Source organism: uncultured Limnohabitans sp. (genome assembly GCF_937889215.1).
GTDB lineage: Bacteria > Pseudomonadota > Gammaproteobacteria > Burkholderiales > Burkholderiaceae_C > Limnohabitans_A.
Genome location: NZ_CALBEX010000407.1, coordinates 1 through 14,321, shown reverse-complemented (window position 1 = coordinate 14,321; position 14,321 = coordinate 1). Strand labels below are relative to the sequence as shown.

The 14,321-nt window shown below is 60.7% G+C and carries 13 protein-coding genes; 5 read left to right on the top strand and 8 right to left on the bottom strand.

Annotation, left to right across the window (positions count from 1 at the left end; genetic code table 11):
• Both Q0341_RS10355 and Q0341_RS10350 read right to left on the bottom strand, forming a co-directional pair.
• Nucleotides 1-756: NAD(P)(+) transhydrogenase (Re/Si-specific) subunit beta (locus tag Q0341_RS10355; RefSeq protein ID WP_299512915.1), on the bottom strand; the 756-nt coding region annotated here is incomplete at its 3' end.
• 58 nt (nt 757-814) lie between these two features.
• On the bottom strand, nt 815-2,419 hold the full coding sequence (locus tag Q0341_RS10350) for a Re/Si-specific NAD(P)(+) transhydrogenase subunit alpha (protein WP_299512913.1): 1,605 nt from the start codon (nt 2,417-2,419) through the stop codon (nt 815-817).
• A gap of 222 nt (nt 2,420-2,641) precedes the next feature.
• Here Q0341_RS10350 and Q0341_RS10345 point away from each other — a divergent pair, with 222 nt between their 5' ends.
• Complete coding sequence (locus Q0341_RS10345; protein ID WP_299512910.1) at nt 2,642-3,145, top strand: NUDIX hydrolase; 504 nt, start codon at nt 2,642-2,644, stop codon at nt 3,143-3,145.
• Nucleotides 3,142-3,900, top strand: coding sequence for a sulfite exporter TauE/SafE family protein (locus Q0341_RS10340; RefSeq protein WP_299512907.1), 759 nt, complete (start codon nt 3,142-3,144; stop codon nt 3,898-3,900). The genes Q0341_RS10345 and Q0341_RS10340 overlap by 4 nt, the downstream gene beginning before the upstream one ends.
• Before the next feature lie 54 nt (nt 3,901-3,954).
• Here the strand turns inward: Q0341_RS10340 and Q0341_RS10335 are convergent, their stop codons facing one another.
• A complete protein-coding gene (locus Q0341_RS10335) occupies nt 3,955-4,683 on the bottom strand; it encodes a lytic transglycosylase domain-containing protein (protein WP_299512905.1) in 729 nt (242 codons plus the stop codon).
• Between the two features lie 73 nt (nt 4,684-4,756).
• Here Q0341_RS10335 and mnmA point away from each other — a divergent pair, with 73 nt between their 5' ends.
• Nucleotides 4,757-5,914 (top strand): tRNA 2-thiouridine(34) synthase MnmA, encoded by a 1,158-nt coding sequence (gene mnmA / locus Q0341_RS10330; RefSeq protein ID WP_299512903.1) that lies wholly within the window; start codon nt 4,757-4,759, stop codon nt 5,912-5,914.
• A gap of 30 nt (nt 5,915-5,944) precedes the next feature.
• On the opposite strand, the gene Q0341_RS10325 is transcribed toward mnmA, so the two are convergent.
• The 4 genes from Q0341_RS10325 to Q0341_RS10310 form a co-directional block, all read right to left on the bottom strand.
• The gene (locus Q0341_RS10325) at nt 5,945-7,279 is read right to left on the bottom strand and encodes a DUF3422 domain-containing protein (RefSeq protein ID WP_299512901.1); all 1,335 of its coding nucleotides are present in this window, start codon (nt 7,277-7,279) and stop codon (nt 5,945-5,947) included.
• A 47-nt stretch (nt 7,280-7,326) separates the two neighbouring features.
• A complete protein-coding gene (locus Q0341_RS10320) occupies nt 7,327-8,334 on the bottom strand; it encodes a C4-dicarboxylate ABC transporter (protein WP_299512898.1) in 1,008 nt (335 codons plus the stop codon).
• A 74-nt stretch (nt 8,335-8,408) separates the two neighbouring features.
• Nucleotides 8,409-8,903 carry a single-stranded DNA-binding protein gene (gene ssb / locus Q0341_RS10315; protein WP_299512896.1) on the bottom strand — a complete coding sequence of 165 codons (495 nt, stop codon included), beginning with the start codon at nt 8,901-8,903 and terminating at the stop codon, nt 8,409-8,411.
• A 35-nt stretch (nt 8,904-8,938) separates the two neighbouring features.
• Nucleotides 8,939-10,126, bottom strand: coding sequence for an MFS transporter (locus Q0341_RS10310; RefSeq protein ID WP_299512917.1), 1,188 nt, complete (start codon nt 10,124-10,126; stop codon nt 8,939-8,941).
• 185 nt (nt 10,127-10,311) lie between these two features.
• Here Q0341_RS10310 and uvrA point away from each other — a divergent pair, with 185 nt between their 5' ends.
• Together uvrA and Q0341_RS10300 are read left to right on the top strand one after the other, a co-directional pair.
• Entirely contained in the window at nt 10,312-13,215 is a 2,904-nt protein-coding gene (gene uvrA, locus Q0341_RS10305; protein ID WP_299512894.1) for an excinuclease ABC subunit UvrA, read from the top strand.
• Nucleotides 13,216-13,281: 66 nt separating this feature from the next.
• Nucleotides 13,282-13,674, top strand: coding sequence for a glutaredoxin (locus Q0341_RS10300; protein ID WP_299512891.1), 393 nt, complete (start codon nt 13,282-13,284; stop codon nt 13,672-13,674).
• A gap of 24 nt (nt 13,675-13,698) precedes the next feature.
• Here the strand turns inward: Q0341_RS10300 and Q0341_RS10295 are convergent, their stop codons facing one another.
• A complete protein-coding gene (locus Q0341_RS10295) occupies nt 13,699-14,079 on the bottom strand; it encodes a hypothetical protein (protein ID WP_299512889.1) in 381 nt (126 codons plus the stop codon).
• Between the last annotated feature and the right edge of the window lie 242 nt (nt 14,080-14,321).

Genomic DNA, 14,321 nt, shown 5'->3' with positions numbered 1-14,321 from the left:
CACCAGGGCGCCGGTGACGATCAGCAGGTCGTTGCCCAACATAAAGCCGGTGGCAGCCGCTGCCCAACCCGAATAGCTGTTGAGCATGGACACCACCACCGGCATGTCGGCGCCGCCAATGGCCATGACCATGTGGATGCCGAACAGCAGCGCGATGGCGCTCATCATGAACAAAGGGAACAGGCCTGCTTCGATGCTCTCAGCCTGCAAGAACATGCTGCCAAAGTACACCACGGCCAGCAAACCGGCCAGGTTAAGCCAGTGGCGTGCGGGCAGCAACAAGGGGCTGCCGCCGATGCGGCCCGAGAGTTTGCCAAACGCAGCAATGGAGCCGGAAAAGGTCACCGCGCCAATAAAGATGCCGATGTAGATCTCCATTGCGTGGATGGTGTGCGCCGCGCCCTCAAAGCCTTTGGTGGCCTCAGGGTCCACGTAGGTGGCGTAACCGACCAGCACCGCGGCCATGCCAACCATGCTGTGCATGAGGGCGACCAATTCGGGCATTTGGGTCATTTGCACCGAGCGCGCGGCATACAGGCCAATGCCCCCGCCGACGACCAAAGCGCCAATGATCCATGGGATACCCGCGGCGGTAACTTGAGGGCCGAACACGGCGGCCAACACGGCCAAGGCCATGCCGACCATGCCGTAGAGGTTGCCCCGGCGTGCCGTTTCCTGGTTGGACAAACCGCCCAGGCTGAGGATGAAGAGGATGGTTGCGCCGATGTAGGCGACCGTAGCCAAGCTTGCAGTCATGAATGTCTCTTTTCTTAATCGGTCGGGGACAGAGCCAAACATCTGTCCCCAAAGTCATTTACTTTCGGAACATCGCCAGCATGCGCTGGGTGACGGCAAAGCCGCCAAACATGTTGATGGCCGTGAGCACCAAAGCCACCGACGCCAAGATAATGATCAGCGTGTTGGGACGATCAGCGGCCGTGGCGATGGGCGATATTTGCACCAAAGCGCCGATGGCGATGATCGAGCTGATGGCGTTGGTCACGCTCATTAGCGGCGTGTGCAGCGCGGGCTTGACGTTCCACACCACCATGTAGCCCACAAAGCAGGCCAACACGAACACCGTGAAGTGTGACAAGAACGCGGCCGGAGCGTAAGCGCCGACCAAGGCAAACAGCACCGCCGTGACAGCCGCCACGATGAGCAGCTTGCCAGCGGGCATGGGGCCCGATGCCTCGCCGTGGCCGTGCCCTTTTTTGGCGGCAGGCGCAGCAGCGGGCTTAGGGGCGGGCTTGGGGGCCACCACCAAAGGCGGTGCGGGCCAAGTGATCTCGCCGTCCTTGATGACCGTCAGGCCCCGAATGGCGTCGTCTTCCATGTTGACGTTGATCACGCCGTCTTTGGTCTTGCACAGCTCTTCGGTCAGGCGGAACAAGTTGGTGCCGTACAGCGTGGAGGACTGGCGCGCCATGCGCGAAGCCAAGTCGGTGTAACCGACGATGGTCACGCCGTGCTTGACCACGGCTTTACCAGGCTCGGTCAGTTCGCAGTTGCCGCCTTGCTCGGCGGCCATGTCCACGATCACGCTGCCGGGCTTCATGCTTTGCACCATCTCGGCGGTGATCAGCTTGGGCGCGGGTTTGCCGGGGATCAGGGCGGTGGTGATGATGATGTCGCACTCTTTGGCTTGCTTGGCGTACATCTCGCGCTGCGCGGCCTGGAAGCCTTCGCTCATGACTTTGGCGTAACCGCCCCCGCCCGAGCCTTCTTCTTCGTAGTCGACCTTGACGAACTCACCGCCGAGCGAAACCACTTGGTCGGCCACTTCGGCGCGGGTGTCGTTGGCGCGCACGATGGCGCCCAAGCTGGCGGCTGCGCCAATCGCGGCCAGACCGGCCACACCGGCGCCTGCAATGAACACTTTGGCCGGGGGCACTTTGCCCGCAGCCGTGATCTGGCCGTTGAAGAAACGGCCAAAGGCGTTGGCAGACTCCACCACCGCGCGGTAGCCACTGACACCGGCCATGGAGGTCAGTGCGTCCATTTTCTGGGCGCGGCTGAGCGTACGGGGCAGCGCGTCGATCGACAGCGCGGTGACCTTTTTGGCCGCCAGCTGCTGCATCAAATCGGGGTTTTGGGCGGGCCACAAAAAGCCGATCAAGGTCTGGCCTTCGTGCATCAACGCCACTTCGTCGGGTGTGGGTGCGCGCACCTTGAAGACGATGTCGCTGCCGCTCCACAGGGCAGCGGCATCTGGGGCAATGGTGGCACCCGCTTCGACATAGGCCGCATCCGACAAGTCGGCGAGCTCTCCCGCGCCTTGTTCCACGATCACACCAAAGCCAAGCTTGACCAGCTTGGTCACTGCATCGGGGACTGTGGCCACCCGTTTTTCACCGGGAAAAATCTCTTTGGGCACACCAATGCGCTGCGGCGTGGGGGCGTTGTCGCCTGTCTGCATGTCTGTCTCCTCACTCAATCCATCAAAAAAATACGGTTAATCAAGCAGCTTACCCGAAATTGGGACTTTCAGAGCACGGTCAGGCACTGACCGTTCGTAGTCCAAGCATCCGGAAAGTTTAATATTAGCAATAACTGATATTTGACCCGGCTTTGCTTCACCTTGGCTGACAAAAGGGGATGCACCGACGCCATGGCCCTGCGCGCACCGATAATCACGGCCATGGACACACGATGGAAACCCAATGTCACCGTGGCCGCCATCATTGAAAAAGATGGTCGCTACCTGTTGATCGAAGAGCACACGCAAGAAGGTTTGCGGCTGAACAACCCCGCAGGCCACCTCGACCCAGGCGAGTCACCCGCCGAGGGCTGCGCCAGAGAAACGCTCGAAGAAACCGCCCACCCATTTACCCCCACAGCGCTCGTCGGCATTTATCTGTCGCGCTTTCAGCGCCCCGCGACCGGCGAAGACATCACCTATTTGCGGATGGCGTTTTGCGGCGACATTGGTGAATACCAACCCCAGCTGACCCTGGACCAGGGCATTGTGCGCACGCTTTGGATGACACCACAAGAGGTTCGGGCCAGCGCAGACCGCCACCGCAGTCCGCTGGTCTTGCGTTGTATCGAAGACCACCTGGCCGGGCAACGCTTTGCGCTGAACGCGATCCACACCGACCCGGCCGTGGCCGACTTGCCCCCCTTGCCCCCCTCACCCTTATGAGCGAAACACTGCCTACCGAAGCCCTCTGGCTGCTCACGGGGGCCGCAGCGTTTGCCGCTGGCGTGCTCAACGCGATCGCCGGAGGCGGGAGCTTTCTGACCTTTCCCGCGCTCGTATTTGCGGGGGTTCCACCCCTGGCGGCCAATGCCACCAGCGCCATGGCCGTCAGCCCGGGCTACCTGGGCAGCGTGCTGGGCTTTCGCTCCGAACTGCAATCCTTGCCCAAAGCCCTGCTCAGGCGTGAAATGGCCATTGCCGCTGTGGGCGGTTTGATCGGTGCAGGGCTGCTGTTGGTCACACCGGCCAAGGTGTTTTCAGGTTTGGTGCCTTGGTTGCTGCTGTTGGCGACCGCTTTGTTTGCGGCAGGCCCGTGGCTGGGCCAGCGCAACGCGGGCCAAGGCCACCCCGCCTGGCGGCTGCCCGGCTTGATGGGGGTGGCCATCTACGGCGGTTACTTCAATGGCGGCCTGGGCATTTTGCTGATGGCGCTTTACACCTTGACGGGCGAGAGCCGACTGAACACGGTCAATGCCCTGAAAAACCTCAACTCCTTCGTGCTGTCTTTGTTGTCGGTGGCGGCGTTTGCGATCGCCGGCGCCATTGTTTGGCCTCAGGCACTGTGGATGATGACGCTGGCCACCGCTGGCGGCTGGGCCGGCGCTCGCCTGGCCAAGCGTTTGCCCGTGCGCTGGGTGCGCTGGCTGGTCATCGGCACAGGCTTGGTAATGAGCGTGGTGTTTTTTGCACGGCAGTGAACGTCATTGGGGTCTCCATGGGCTGCACAAACGGTGCACATGAACACATCAAGTTCACTTGAACGGAACCGTCTGTCCCGCCGCCACCTGGTCCAGCAGGGCTTGCTCTGCGAGCACTTTGGCCACATACCCACCGTCATCTGTCAAAGCATAGCCTCCCAGATAAAACTTGAGCCCGTCTTCCAATGAACCGCCACGCAACTTGATCGCATCGGCCAACACCCCCACGCCCACCCGCAAATTGGTGATCGGATCAAACGCGGCCAACCTGCCCCCATAAGCTTCGTAGCGCTTGGCGTGAATGCCCGTCATGACTTGCATCAGGCCTTGGGCACCGGCATGGCTTTGCACATAGGGGTGAAAGTTGGATTCAATGGCCATCACCGCCAAAATCAGGTGCGGGGCCAATTTGGCTTTTCCGGACAAAACATGCGCCTCGGCCACCAGCGCCGCCAAAGGCTCGGGCGCCACTTTGTAACGGCGGCCCAACCAAACCGCCACCGCCGCCTGAGAAGGGGGCAGGTCTTGCAAAAGCACAGCGGTGGCCCGCTCGGCGGCATTTTCAGGCAACCACGAGATCAGCACCTGCCTGTCCCGCAGCCAATTGAACAAAGCATTCTCGCTCTGGTGCAACCAATTGGGATGCCACCACAGCGCCAGCACCAAGGCGGCCGTGCCCAAGCCCACCATGGCCAAGCCACTGTGGGTCACGATGAACAAGCCTCGCGCCAAATCGCGTAAAACAGTTCGGATAGGTAGGCACCAAGTGCAGTGAAAAGTCATGAATATGTACCCCTCGGCATTATAAATTTTTAACGCTCTGTCGTGCGGGGCATGCACACGGGATAATTCAGGCATGTCCCATCTTGCACGTGTGGTCGTCGGTCTGTCCGGCGGCGTCGATTCAGCCGTTACCGCCTACTTGCTCAAACAGCAAGGGCATGAAGTCATCGGCATTTTCATGAAAAACTGGGAAGACGACGACGACAGCGAATACTGCTCATCGAACGTTGACTTTGTGGATGCCGCGGCCGTCGCCGACGTGCTGGGCATCGAGATCGAGCATGTCAATTTTGCGGCCGACTACAAAGACCGGGTTTTTTCAGAATTTGTGCGCGAATACCAAGCTGGGCGCACCCCCAACCCTGACATTCTCTGCAACGCCGAAATCAAGTTCAAATCGTTCCTAGACCATGCCATGCGGCTGGGTGCCGAAAAAATCGCCACAGGGCATTACGCCCGCGTCCGGCAAAACAGCCAAACGGCTCGCCACGAACTCCTCAAAGGGCTGGACCCGTCCAAAGACCAAAGCTATTTTTTGCACCGCCTGAACCAAGCCCAGCTGTCCAAAACCCTGTTCCCAGTGGGCGAGCTGCACAAAACCGAAGTGCGCCGCGTGGCCGAAGAGATCGGCCTGCCCAACGCCAAAAAGAAAGATTCCACCGGCATTTGTTTCATTGGTGAACGACCGTTTCGCGAATTTCTGAACCGCTACATCAGCAAAGAGCCCGGCCCGATCAAAGACCCCACAGGCCGCACCATTGGCCACCATGTGGGCCTGAGCTTTTACACCCTGGGGCAGCGCCAGGGCTTGGGCATTGGGGGCATCAAGGCCAAGGGCGCGCAAAGGGGTGCGGGCGAGCACACCCCCTGGTTTGTGGCCCGCAAAGACATTGAGCACAACACGCTGTGGGTCGTGCAAGGGCACGACCACCCCTGGCTGTTATCGCCCCGCTTGCAAGCCACCGACCTGAGTTGGTGCGCTGGAGAGGCCCCTGAACCGGGGTCTTATGCCGCCAAAACGCGTTACCGCCAAACCGATGCCCCCTGCACCCTGAGCACAGGGGTGCAAGCCGATGGGCAGGCGGGGTTGGCACTGCAGTTTGAGCAAGCGCAATGGGCGGTCACCCCAGGTCAAAGTGCCGTGCTGTACGACGGCGAGGTGTGCCTGGGCGGCGGCGTGATCCAGTCGGCCAGCGCCTGCCCTGGCAATTCAAGCCAAACCCTGGCCTGAAACCTGCCCGATGGGCTAAGCGCCTCAGTTTTACACGTCGGACTGGTGCAATTTTTTGTGGATCTTTTGCCGACTGCGCCAAACAAACCACAACACCAGAGGCAACATCAAAGCCACAGCCATTTCAGGCTGGATCGGCACCCCCGAGGCCTTCAGCCCCTTGAAGCCGTAAAGAAGCAAACTCACCACATAGTAAGAAATCGCCGCCATCGACAAGCCTTCGACAGTGACCTGAAGGCGCAGCTGCAGCTCTTGGCCGCGGGTGAGTTTTTCCAGCAACACCTGGTTTTGCGCTTCGGTGGCAATGTCCACCCGGGTGCGCAGCAAGGCGCTGGTGCGAGAAATCCGCTCAGCCAAAGAAGCCAGCCGCTTTTCGGTGGCCTGCACGGTGGCCATGGCGGGCGACAAGCGCCGCTGCATGAACTCACCCAAGGTCTGCGTGCCCGAAATCGGCCGTTCACGCAGCTCCGCCAAGCGCTGGCTGACCAAAGTGTCGTAGGCCCGGGTGGCAGAAAAGCGGAACCCATGCTCGGCCGTCGCGCGTTCAATGCTGGCCGCCAAAGACACCAGCAATTCCAGCAAGGCTTCGTCACTTTCGCCTTTGCGCTCCAGCAAACCCGTGAGTTCGGCCAGCTGTGCCTCGGCAGCTGACAGCATGGCGGACAGGTTTTTGGCCGTCGGTAAACCGCGCAAAGCCATCAAACGGTAAGTCTCCAGCTCCAGCAATCGCTGAGAAATACGCCCGGAACGTGCCTCGCTGGTCCCCTCGGGTGCAACCACCAACATGCGCTCAAAACCATCGTCACCGATGCGGAAATGCGTCAGGATGCACGAATGCGAAGTCCCCTCTGCCGTGTTGCCCATGCGCGAAGCCAACACTGCACCTTCTCCCAACCAAGCCTGTGCGGTGGTGATCAAGTCGGGCTTGAGCGCATCGGCATGCAACATGCCCAAATGAATCGCCGCCATGGTTTGGCCGGGCAAACCGCGCAACCATTCGGTGCCGGTGGCCACGGCGTTCGCCAACTCGGGCAACTCAGCACCCCAGTGCGCGTGGTCGGGCAAGGGCTGAACAATGGAGTAACGCGTGAACTCAGTGTGCCGCTCCCACTTCACAGTGAAGTGATCGCAGCGCAGGCGCAAGAAGTTGCCCTGCAAACTCGCCAACTCCAAGTCGGCATGGCCTGGCAATTTGCGCAGATGGGCCCATTCCTGCTCGCGTGTCACGCCGTCGTTGAGAAGCGCCACATAAACGATCAAGGCAGGCAGGCGAACCCGCGCAGTGGGTCTGGCGTGCACTTCGTTGTGCAGTTCACGCCGTTGACCGTCTTCTGGCGGCAAGAAACAAGAGGTGATTTCGTTCATAAGGTCATTTTCACCGAGCTTTCAACCCCAGTCACGCTGGGCCTGATTCAGGCCAAACGGGGGCCGGGGACTGGCACAGCGGAATCGGGCACCAGCAGTTGCCCCTGAATTAAGCCACGGACTGTGGCCACCAGCAAACTGCCGATCACCAGCGTGATCGCCAGCAACCACCAACCGGCCAGCGTCTGCGCCCATCCTGCCGTGGGCGTCAGGTGCAAAGACAAAGCCGCCGAAGCAGCCAGAGGAAATGACATGGCCCAAAACGTCATGCCAAAGGGCTGCTGAAGGCACCGTTTGAACACGCTCATGGACACCAAGGTGAACAACAAGGCCACACCCCACAACATGTGCACCAGCACCTCGGGCGCCCCCAGCTGGTACCCCGACAAAGCCAACACAGAAGGCGGGGCGATGGTGATGAAGGTGGTCGGCATCAAGCGCAGCGGCCACAACCCAACCAGGCCAATGCGCACCAAAACCAACGCCAGCAACACAGGCCAAAGCACCGCAGCCATGCCGAACTGCGCGGCGGCCCACACCGGGTGCCCCAAAGACACCCCCGCCAAGGCGGGCAGCACATTGCCCACCACAGGAACAAACAAAGCAGGCGTCATCGATGGCCAAAAATCGTCTGCGGTCAATCCCGGCTTGAACCACCGCCGCACCACCCCCACGGTGACCAACAGCAAGCCTGCAGAGCCCGACATCCAAAGACCATCGGCCCACACGCTGACCCCACCGTGCGCCCATAAAACCGTGGCCATCAACACCAAGGACGCCGGCAAGGCTGCCACAAACACCTGTTGCATGGGGTGGCGCATGTCGCCGAGCACCGCCGCCGGAAACCGCCACACGCGCCAGACGGTGGCCCCCAACAACACCACCAACACCCCACTGGCCAGCAGCCCCAAAGCGGCCGACACCTGCACAGCCAAAGGACCCCATTGAGGAACCGCACGCAACCAGGCCAATGACAAGCCAGACAAGCCCATGACCATGGCAAACCATGCAAAACCCAAATGCTGCACCGATGTGGGCAAAGTGCGTTCAGTCATGGCAGGGCATTTTTGGCGCAAAAAAAACCGTGGCACAAGCCACGGGTTCTGGACAAAGCCAAGGCTTTCATGTGTCAGAAAGGAATGTCGTCGTCCATGTCGTCAAAGCTGCTGGCAGCAGGCTTGGGTGCGGGTGCTGGTCGTGCGACTGGTGCACTGGCAGGACGGGCCATCGGAGCAGCCGGGCGGCCACCGCCTTCGTAGCCGTCATCGCCGGATGGGCCACCCATGCCCTGGCGACCGCCGAGCATCTGCATGGTCTCGCCCCGGATTTCGGTGGCGTATTTTTCGATGCCGTCTTTGTCGGTGTATTTGCGGGTGCGCAAGCTGCCTTCGACGTACACCTGTGAGCCTTTTTTCAGGTACTGGCCTGCGATTTCAGCCAATTTGCCAAAAAAGCTGATGCGGTGCCACTCGGTGGCCTCTTTCATCTCGCCCGTTGCTTTGTCCTTGTAGCGGTCGGTGGTGGCGACGTTGATGTTGCTCACGGCATCGCCTGAAGGCAAGTAGCGGGTTTCAGGGTCACGGCCCAAATTGCCGACGATGATGACTTTGTTGACGGATGCCATGTTTACTCCTACAGAAGGGATGGATTATGCGGCTTTTAAGCGTGGGGTTGAAGCGGGGCGTTCGGTTGCGGCATTTGCATGAACAAGGCCACCACCCACCACAGCAAGAGGACCGCCAACGCACCCAAAAACAACATCGGGCTGCCAAAACCCTTGACCAAGACGCCTCCCAGCCAGCCTCCCACAAAGAGGCCCAGCGACTGCAATGTGTTGAAAACGCCAATGGCGGTGCCCCGCACCTCGGTCGGTGCCATGCGCGAAGCCAAGCTGGGCAGGGTCGCCTCTAAAACGTTGAAAGCACAAAAAAACGCAAACATCAAAGCCGCCAAGGGCCACAACTGGGCCGTGGCAAGCGACTCCACGAACAAACCCACCTGAACCAGCGCCAGCAAGGCGATGGCGAACAAAAAGACCTTTTTCAATTGCCCTCGCCGCTCCAAGGCGAACACCCCACCCATGAGTGCAAAAGAGCCCAACACGGCAGGCAGGTAAACCTGCCAGTGGTCGGCTTTGGGCAAACCCGCCTGCACCAACATGGCGGGCACAGGCACCCACATGGCCAACTGCACCGCATTGAGCACAAAAACACCCAAGTTCAGGCGCAACAGGCCCCAATGCGTCAACACCTGCTTGAAACCCCCGCGAGGACTGGCCACCTTGGGTGCAAGCTCCGCAGGCACGCCCCAGACCACCACCGCCACCCCGATCAAAGCCAAGCCACCCGTGACCTGAAACAAGCCCGTCAGACCAATCGCCCCGACCAGCACCGGTGACACCACCAAGGACAGGGCAAACACCAGACCGATGCTCACGCCCAACAAAGTCATCGCTTTGGTGCGCACGCTGTCGCGGGTCAAATCCGCCAAAAAGGCCGTCACGGCTGCAGAAATGGCCCCCGCCCCTTGCAAACTGCGGCCCACCAGCAAGCCCGTCAAGTCGTCGGCTGCTGCAGCCCAAAAACTGCCGAGCGCAAAAATGATAAGGCCCAAGGCGATCACCCTTTTGCGGCCAAAACGGTCCGACGCCATGCCAAAGGGCAACTGCAACAAGGCTTGCGTCAGGCCATACATGCCCATGGCCAAGCCCAACAGGGCCGGGTCATCACCACCGGGGTATTTGCGTGCTTCTAAAGCAAACACGGGCAAAACCATGAACAAACCCAGCATGCGCAGGGCAAAAATCGACGCCAAGGATGCGCTGGCACGCCGCTCCATAGGCGTCATGGAGGAGGACAAGTCGGCTGAGGGTATGGCAGTGGATGGGGTCACGCTAAACAGCCAAAGGCAGTGAATCAGGACTGGCGATTGTCCCTGATTGGCGGCCTCCCCGGCCCGAAACGCGCCAACAGGGATAATCAAAGGTTTTGCTGATCTGGCCGCCCAACGTGAAACTTGCTGACTCCCCTCTCTTGCCTGACGAACCCGAACAAGCGCGGTATCTGGCCTCAGCGCTGCGGCAGACCCACATCAGCGTGCGCGGAGCGCGCACCCACAACCTGAAAAACATTGACCTCGACATCCCCCGCAACCAGCTGGTGGTGATCACCGGCTTGTCGGGCTCTGGCAAGTCGAGCCTGGCTTTTGACACGCTGTACGCCGAAGGCCAGCGCCGCTACGTGGAAAGCCTGTCGGCCTATGCGCGGCAGTTCTTGCAGCTGATGGACAAGCCCGATGTGGACCTGATCGAGGGCCTGTCGCCCGCGATTTCCATCGAGCAAAAAGCCACCAGCCACAACCCGCGCTCGACTGTGGGCACCGTGACCGAAATCCACGACTACCTGCGCCTGCTTTTTGCCCGCGCCGGCACACCGTATTGTCCCGACCACAACCTGCCCCTGCAGGCGCAGACCGTGAGCCAGATGGTGGACGCCGTGCTGGCCCTGCCCGAAGACACCAAGCTCATGATCCTCGCGCCCATTGCCCGCGAGAAAAAAGGCGAGTTTGAAAAAGTCTTCGAGCAAATGCAAGCACTGGGCTATGTGCGCTTTCGCATCAATGGCCAGACGGTGGAGATAGAAGACCTGCCCACGCTCAAGAAGACCGAGAAACACAACATCGACGTGGTGGTGGACCGCATCAAAGTCAGGTCAGAAGAAGATGCCAAGGCCAGAGACGCCTTGCGCCAGCGCCTGGCCGAGAGCTTTGAAGCCGCGCTGCACCTGGCCGAGCACCGCGCCGTGGCGCTGGAAATGGACACGGGGAAAGAGCACCTGTTCAACGCCAAGTTTTCCTGCCCGGTGTGCACTTATTCCATCAGCGAGCTGGAACCACGCCTGTTTTCCTTCAACTCACCCATGGGCGCTTGCCCCACTTGCGACGGAATCGGCAGCATGGCGTTTTTCGACACGGAGCGGGTGGTGGCCTTTCCCTCGCTGAGCCTGGCCAGCGGTGCGATCAAGGGCTGGGACCGGCGCAACGGGTTTTACTTCAGCATGCTTGAAAGCCTGGCCAAGCATTACCAGTTCGACATCGAAACGCCTTTCGAGAAACTCGCACCCACACACCAGCAAGTCTTGCTGCACGGCTCGGGGCTTGAAGAAATCAAATTCAGCTACGTCATGGAGTCGGGGGCCTCGCAAGGCAAAAAGGTCAGCAAGAAGCACCCCTTTGAGGGGATCATCCCCAACATGACGCGCCGCTACCGCGAGACCGACTCGGCCGTGGTGCGCGAAGACTTGGCGCGTTACCGCAACATGCAGGCTTGCACCAGCTGCCACGGCACGCGTCTGCGGCGCGAGGCGCGCCATGTGCGCATTGGTGAAGGCGCACAAGCCCGCGCCATTTACGAGATCAGCCACATCACGCTGGGCGAATCGCAGCAGTATTTTCAGGGCCTGAGCATGCACGGTGCCAAGGCCGAGATCGCCGACAAGGTGGTGCGCGAGATCGCGCTGCGCCTGAAGTTCCTGAACGACGTCGGCCTCAATTATTTGAGCCTGGACCGCAGCGCCGACACCTTGTCGGGCGGCGAGTCACAACGCATCCGACTGGCCAGCCAGATTGGTTCGGGCCTCACGGGCGTGATGTACGTGCTGGACGAGCCCAGCATCGGCCTGCACCAGCGCGACAACGACCGCCTGATCGGCACCCTGCAACACCTGCGCGACATCGGCAACAGCGTGCTGGTGGTCGAGCACGACGAAGACATGATCCGCGTGGCCGACCATGTGATCGACATGGGGCCCGGCGCGGGCGTGCACGGCGGGCGCGTGATGGCCCAAGGCACCTGCGCCGACATCTTGGCCGCACCCGATTCGGTCACAGGCCAGTACATGTCCGGCCGCAAAAAGATCGAGATCCCCAAACGCCACAAACCGGGCAAGGACTTCATTGAGATCGTCGGTGCGTCGGGCAACAACCTGAAAAATGTGAACGTGAAATTCCCGGTGGGTCTGCTCACCTGCGTCACGGGTGTTTCGGGCTCGGGCAAATCCACCCTGGTCAACGACACGCTATACACCGCCGCCGCCCACCAGATCCACCGCGCCCACGACGAGGCAGCAGCCCACGAAGAGATCAAAGGCCTGGAGCATTTCGACAAGGTCATCAACGTCGACCAGTCGCCCATTGGCCGCACGCCGCGCAGCAACCCGGCCACCTACACGGGCCTGTTCACCCACATCCGCGAGCTGATGGCCGAGGTGCCTGCCGCACGCGAGCGCGGCTACGGCCCGGGGCGCTTTTCCTTCAACGTGACCGGTGGCCGCTGCGAAGCCTGCCAGGGCGACGGCATGGTGAAAGTGGAGATGCACTTTTTGCCCGACGTGTACGTGCCCTGCGACGTGTGCCACGGCATGCGCTACAACCGCGAAACGCTCGAAGTGCAATACAAGGGCCAGAACATTGCGCAGATTTTGAACATGACGGTCGAAGCCGCGCACCAGTTCTTCAGCGCCGTGCCCAACATCGCCCGCAAGCTGCAAACCCTGCTGGATGTGGGCCTGACCTACATCCGCCTTGGCCAAAGCGCCACAACGCTGTCGGGCGGCGAGGCGCAACGCGTGAAGCTCGCGCTTGAATTATCCAAACGCGACACCGGCCGCACGCTCTACATCTTGGACGAACCCACCACCGGCTTGCACTTTGCCGACATCGACTTGCTGCTCAAAGTGCTGCACCAGCTGCGCGACGCGGGCAACACCATCGTCATCATTGAGCACAATCTCGACGTCATCAAAACCGCCGACTGGTTGATAGACATGGGGCCAGAGGGCGGCGCGGGTGGCGGCACGGTGCTGGGCGAAGGCACCCCCGAGCAACTGGCCAAAAACAAGGCCAGCTTCACAGGCCATTATTTAAAGCGCTTGCTGTGACGACCGCCCCACGTTTTGTCCCTCACGACCCTTTTCACCCTTTTGACTTGAAAGCTTGACCCACCCATGAAATCCGTTGTCCGTGCTTTTTTTCGAACCCTGCGTCTGGTGCTGGGCCCATTCATGTTGCTCAAAGAACGTTTGAGCCGACCCAGCGGCGTGCAACGCGACTCGACCGCGCAAGCGGCTGTCGATGCGCAATGCCAAAACCTGGCGCTCTACCAGTTCAGCACCTGCCCGTTTTGCATCAAGGTGCGTCAGGAAATGCACCGCTTGTCTTTGCCCATTGAGCAGCGCGACGCCCAGCACAACCCCGGCCACCGCAGCGCTTTGCAAGAAGGCACTGGCGCAACCCAGGTGCCCTGCCTGAAGGTCACCGATGCCAACGGCCAAGTCCAGTGGTTGCGCGAGTCGAGCGCCATCGTGGCGTACTTGCGCGAGCGCTTCACAGCGGCTTGATTGTGGGCCTGTGGTGGCTGCCGCTCAGCGCCAAGCGAGCACCACCACCGCCACCACCAGCGCGGCCACGCCCCAAAGGAGCAAGCGTGTGCGCAAGCGCAGCAGCTCTACCGCGCTGACCAGTTGGGCGTTTTGCTCGGCCAAGGCGGCCAAGGTTTCGGTCAATTGGGCTTGCATCTGGGCATGCCGGTCGATCTGAACTTGGGCCGCAATCAGCCGGTTTTTGAGCTCCCCCAAGGTGGGCAGCGGCTGCGCCACCAGATCGGCGGATGCGCCAGACTCTGGCACCGGCTCGGTGTTTTGGCGGTCCATCAACTTGCGCGCCGCTTTCAGCACTGCTGGGGCGTGTTCAATCACGTCACCCCAGGGAATGACTTTGAGCGCCAGCATCCAAGGTACAGGCATGGGAATTTTCCTTTTGGTTTCAAACGAACCAGTGGCCTCCACCATACACAAGTCAGGAATACACGGGTTTCATACCCCGAGAATGGGCGGGCCAAGGCATCACACTGCATGTAATTTGCTTGACACCATTTGAAACGTCTGTTCACACGCCGTTCATCTGGCCCACACACAATGTGGGGTTGTTTCACGGGATAACACATGACCACCACACGCACACACTACGACAGCCTGAGCCGGGCACT

Excerpts from the sequence above, each read along its gene's own strand:
- Q0341_RS10310 (WP_299512917.1), bottom strand. The coding sequence starts at position 10,126 with ATGACGCCTATGGAGCGGCGTGCCAGCGCATCCTTGGCGTCGATTTTT.
- Q0341_RS10350 (WP_299512913.1), bottom strand. The coding sequence starts at position 2,419 with ATGCAGACAGGCGACAACGCCCCCACGCCGCAGCGCATTGGTGTGCCC.
- Q0341_RS10300 (WP_299512891.1), top strand. The coding sequence starts at position 13,282 with ATGAAATCCGTTGTCCGTGCTTTTTTTCGAACCCTGCGTCTGGTGCTG.
- Q0341_RS10325 (WP_299512901.1), bottom strand. The coding sequence starts at position 7,279 with ATGAACGAAATCACCTCTTGTTTCTTGCCGCCAGAAGACGGTCAACGG.
- Q0341_RS10320 (WP_299512898.1), bottom strand. The coding sequence starts at position 8,334 with ATGACTGAACGCACTTTGCCCACATCGGTGCAGCATTTGGGTTTTGCA.
- Q0341_RS10295 (WP_299512889.1), bottom strand. The coding sequence starts at position 14,079 with ATGCCTGTACCTTGGATGCTGGCGCTCAAAGTCATTCCCTGGGGTGAC.
- Q0341_RS10335 (WP_299512905.1), bottom strand. The coding sequence starts at position 4,683 with ATGACTTTTCACTGCACTTGGTGCCTACCTATCCGAACTGTTTTACGC.
- mnmA (WP_299512903.1), top strand. The coding sequence starts at position 4,757 with ATGTCCCATCTTGCACGTGTGGTCGTCGGTCTGTCCGGCGGCGTCGAT.
- ssb (WP_299512896.1), bottom strand. The coding sequence starts at position 8,903 with ATGGCATCCGTCAACAAAGTCATCATCGTCGGCAATTTGGGCCGTGAC.
- Q0341_RS10345 (WP_299512910.1), top strand. The coding sequence starts at position 2,642 with ATGGACACACGATGGAAACCCAATGTCACCGTGGCCGCCATCATTGAA.
- Q0341_RS10340 (WP_299512907.1), top strand. The coding sequence starts at position 3,142 with ATGAGCGAAACACTGCCTACCGAAGCCCTCTGGCTGCTCACGGGGGCC.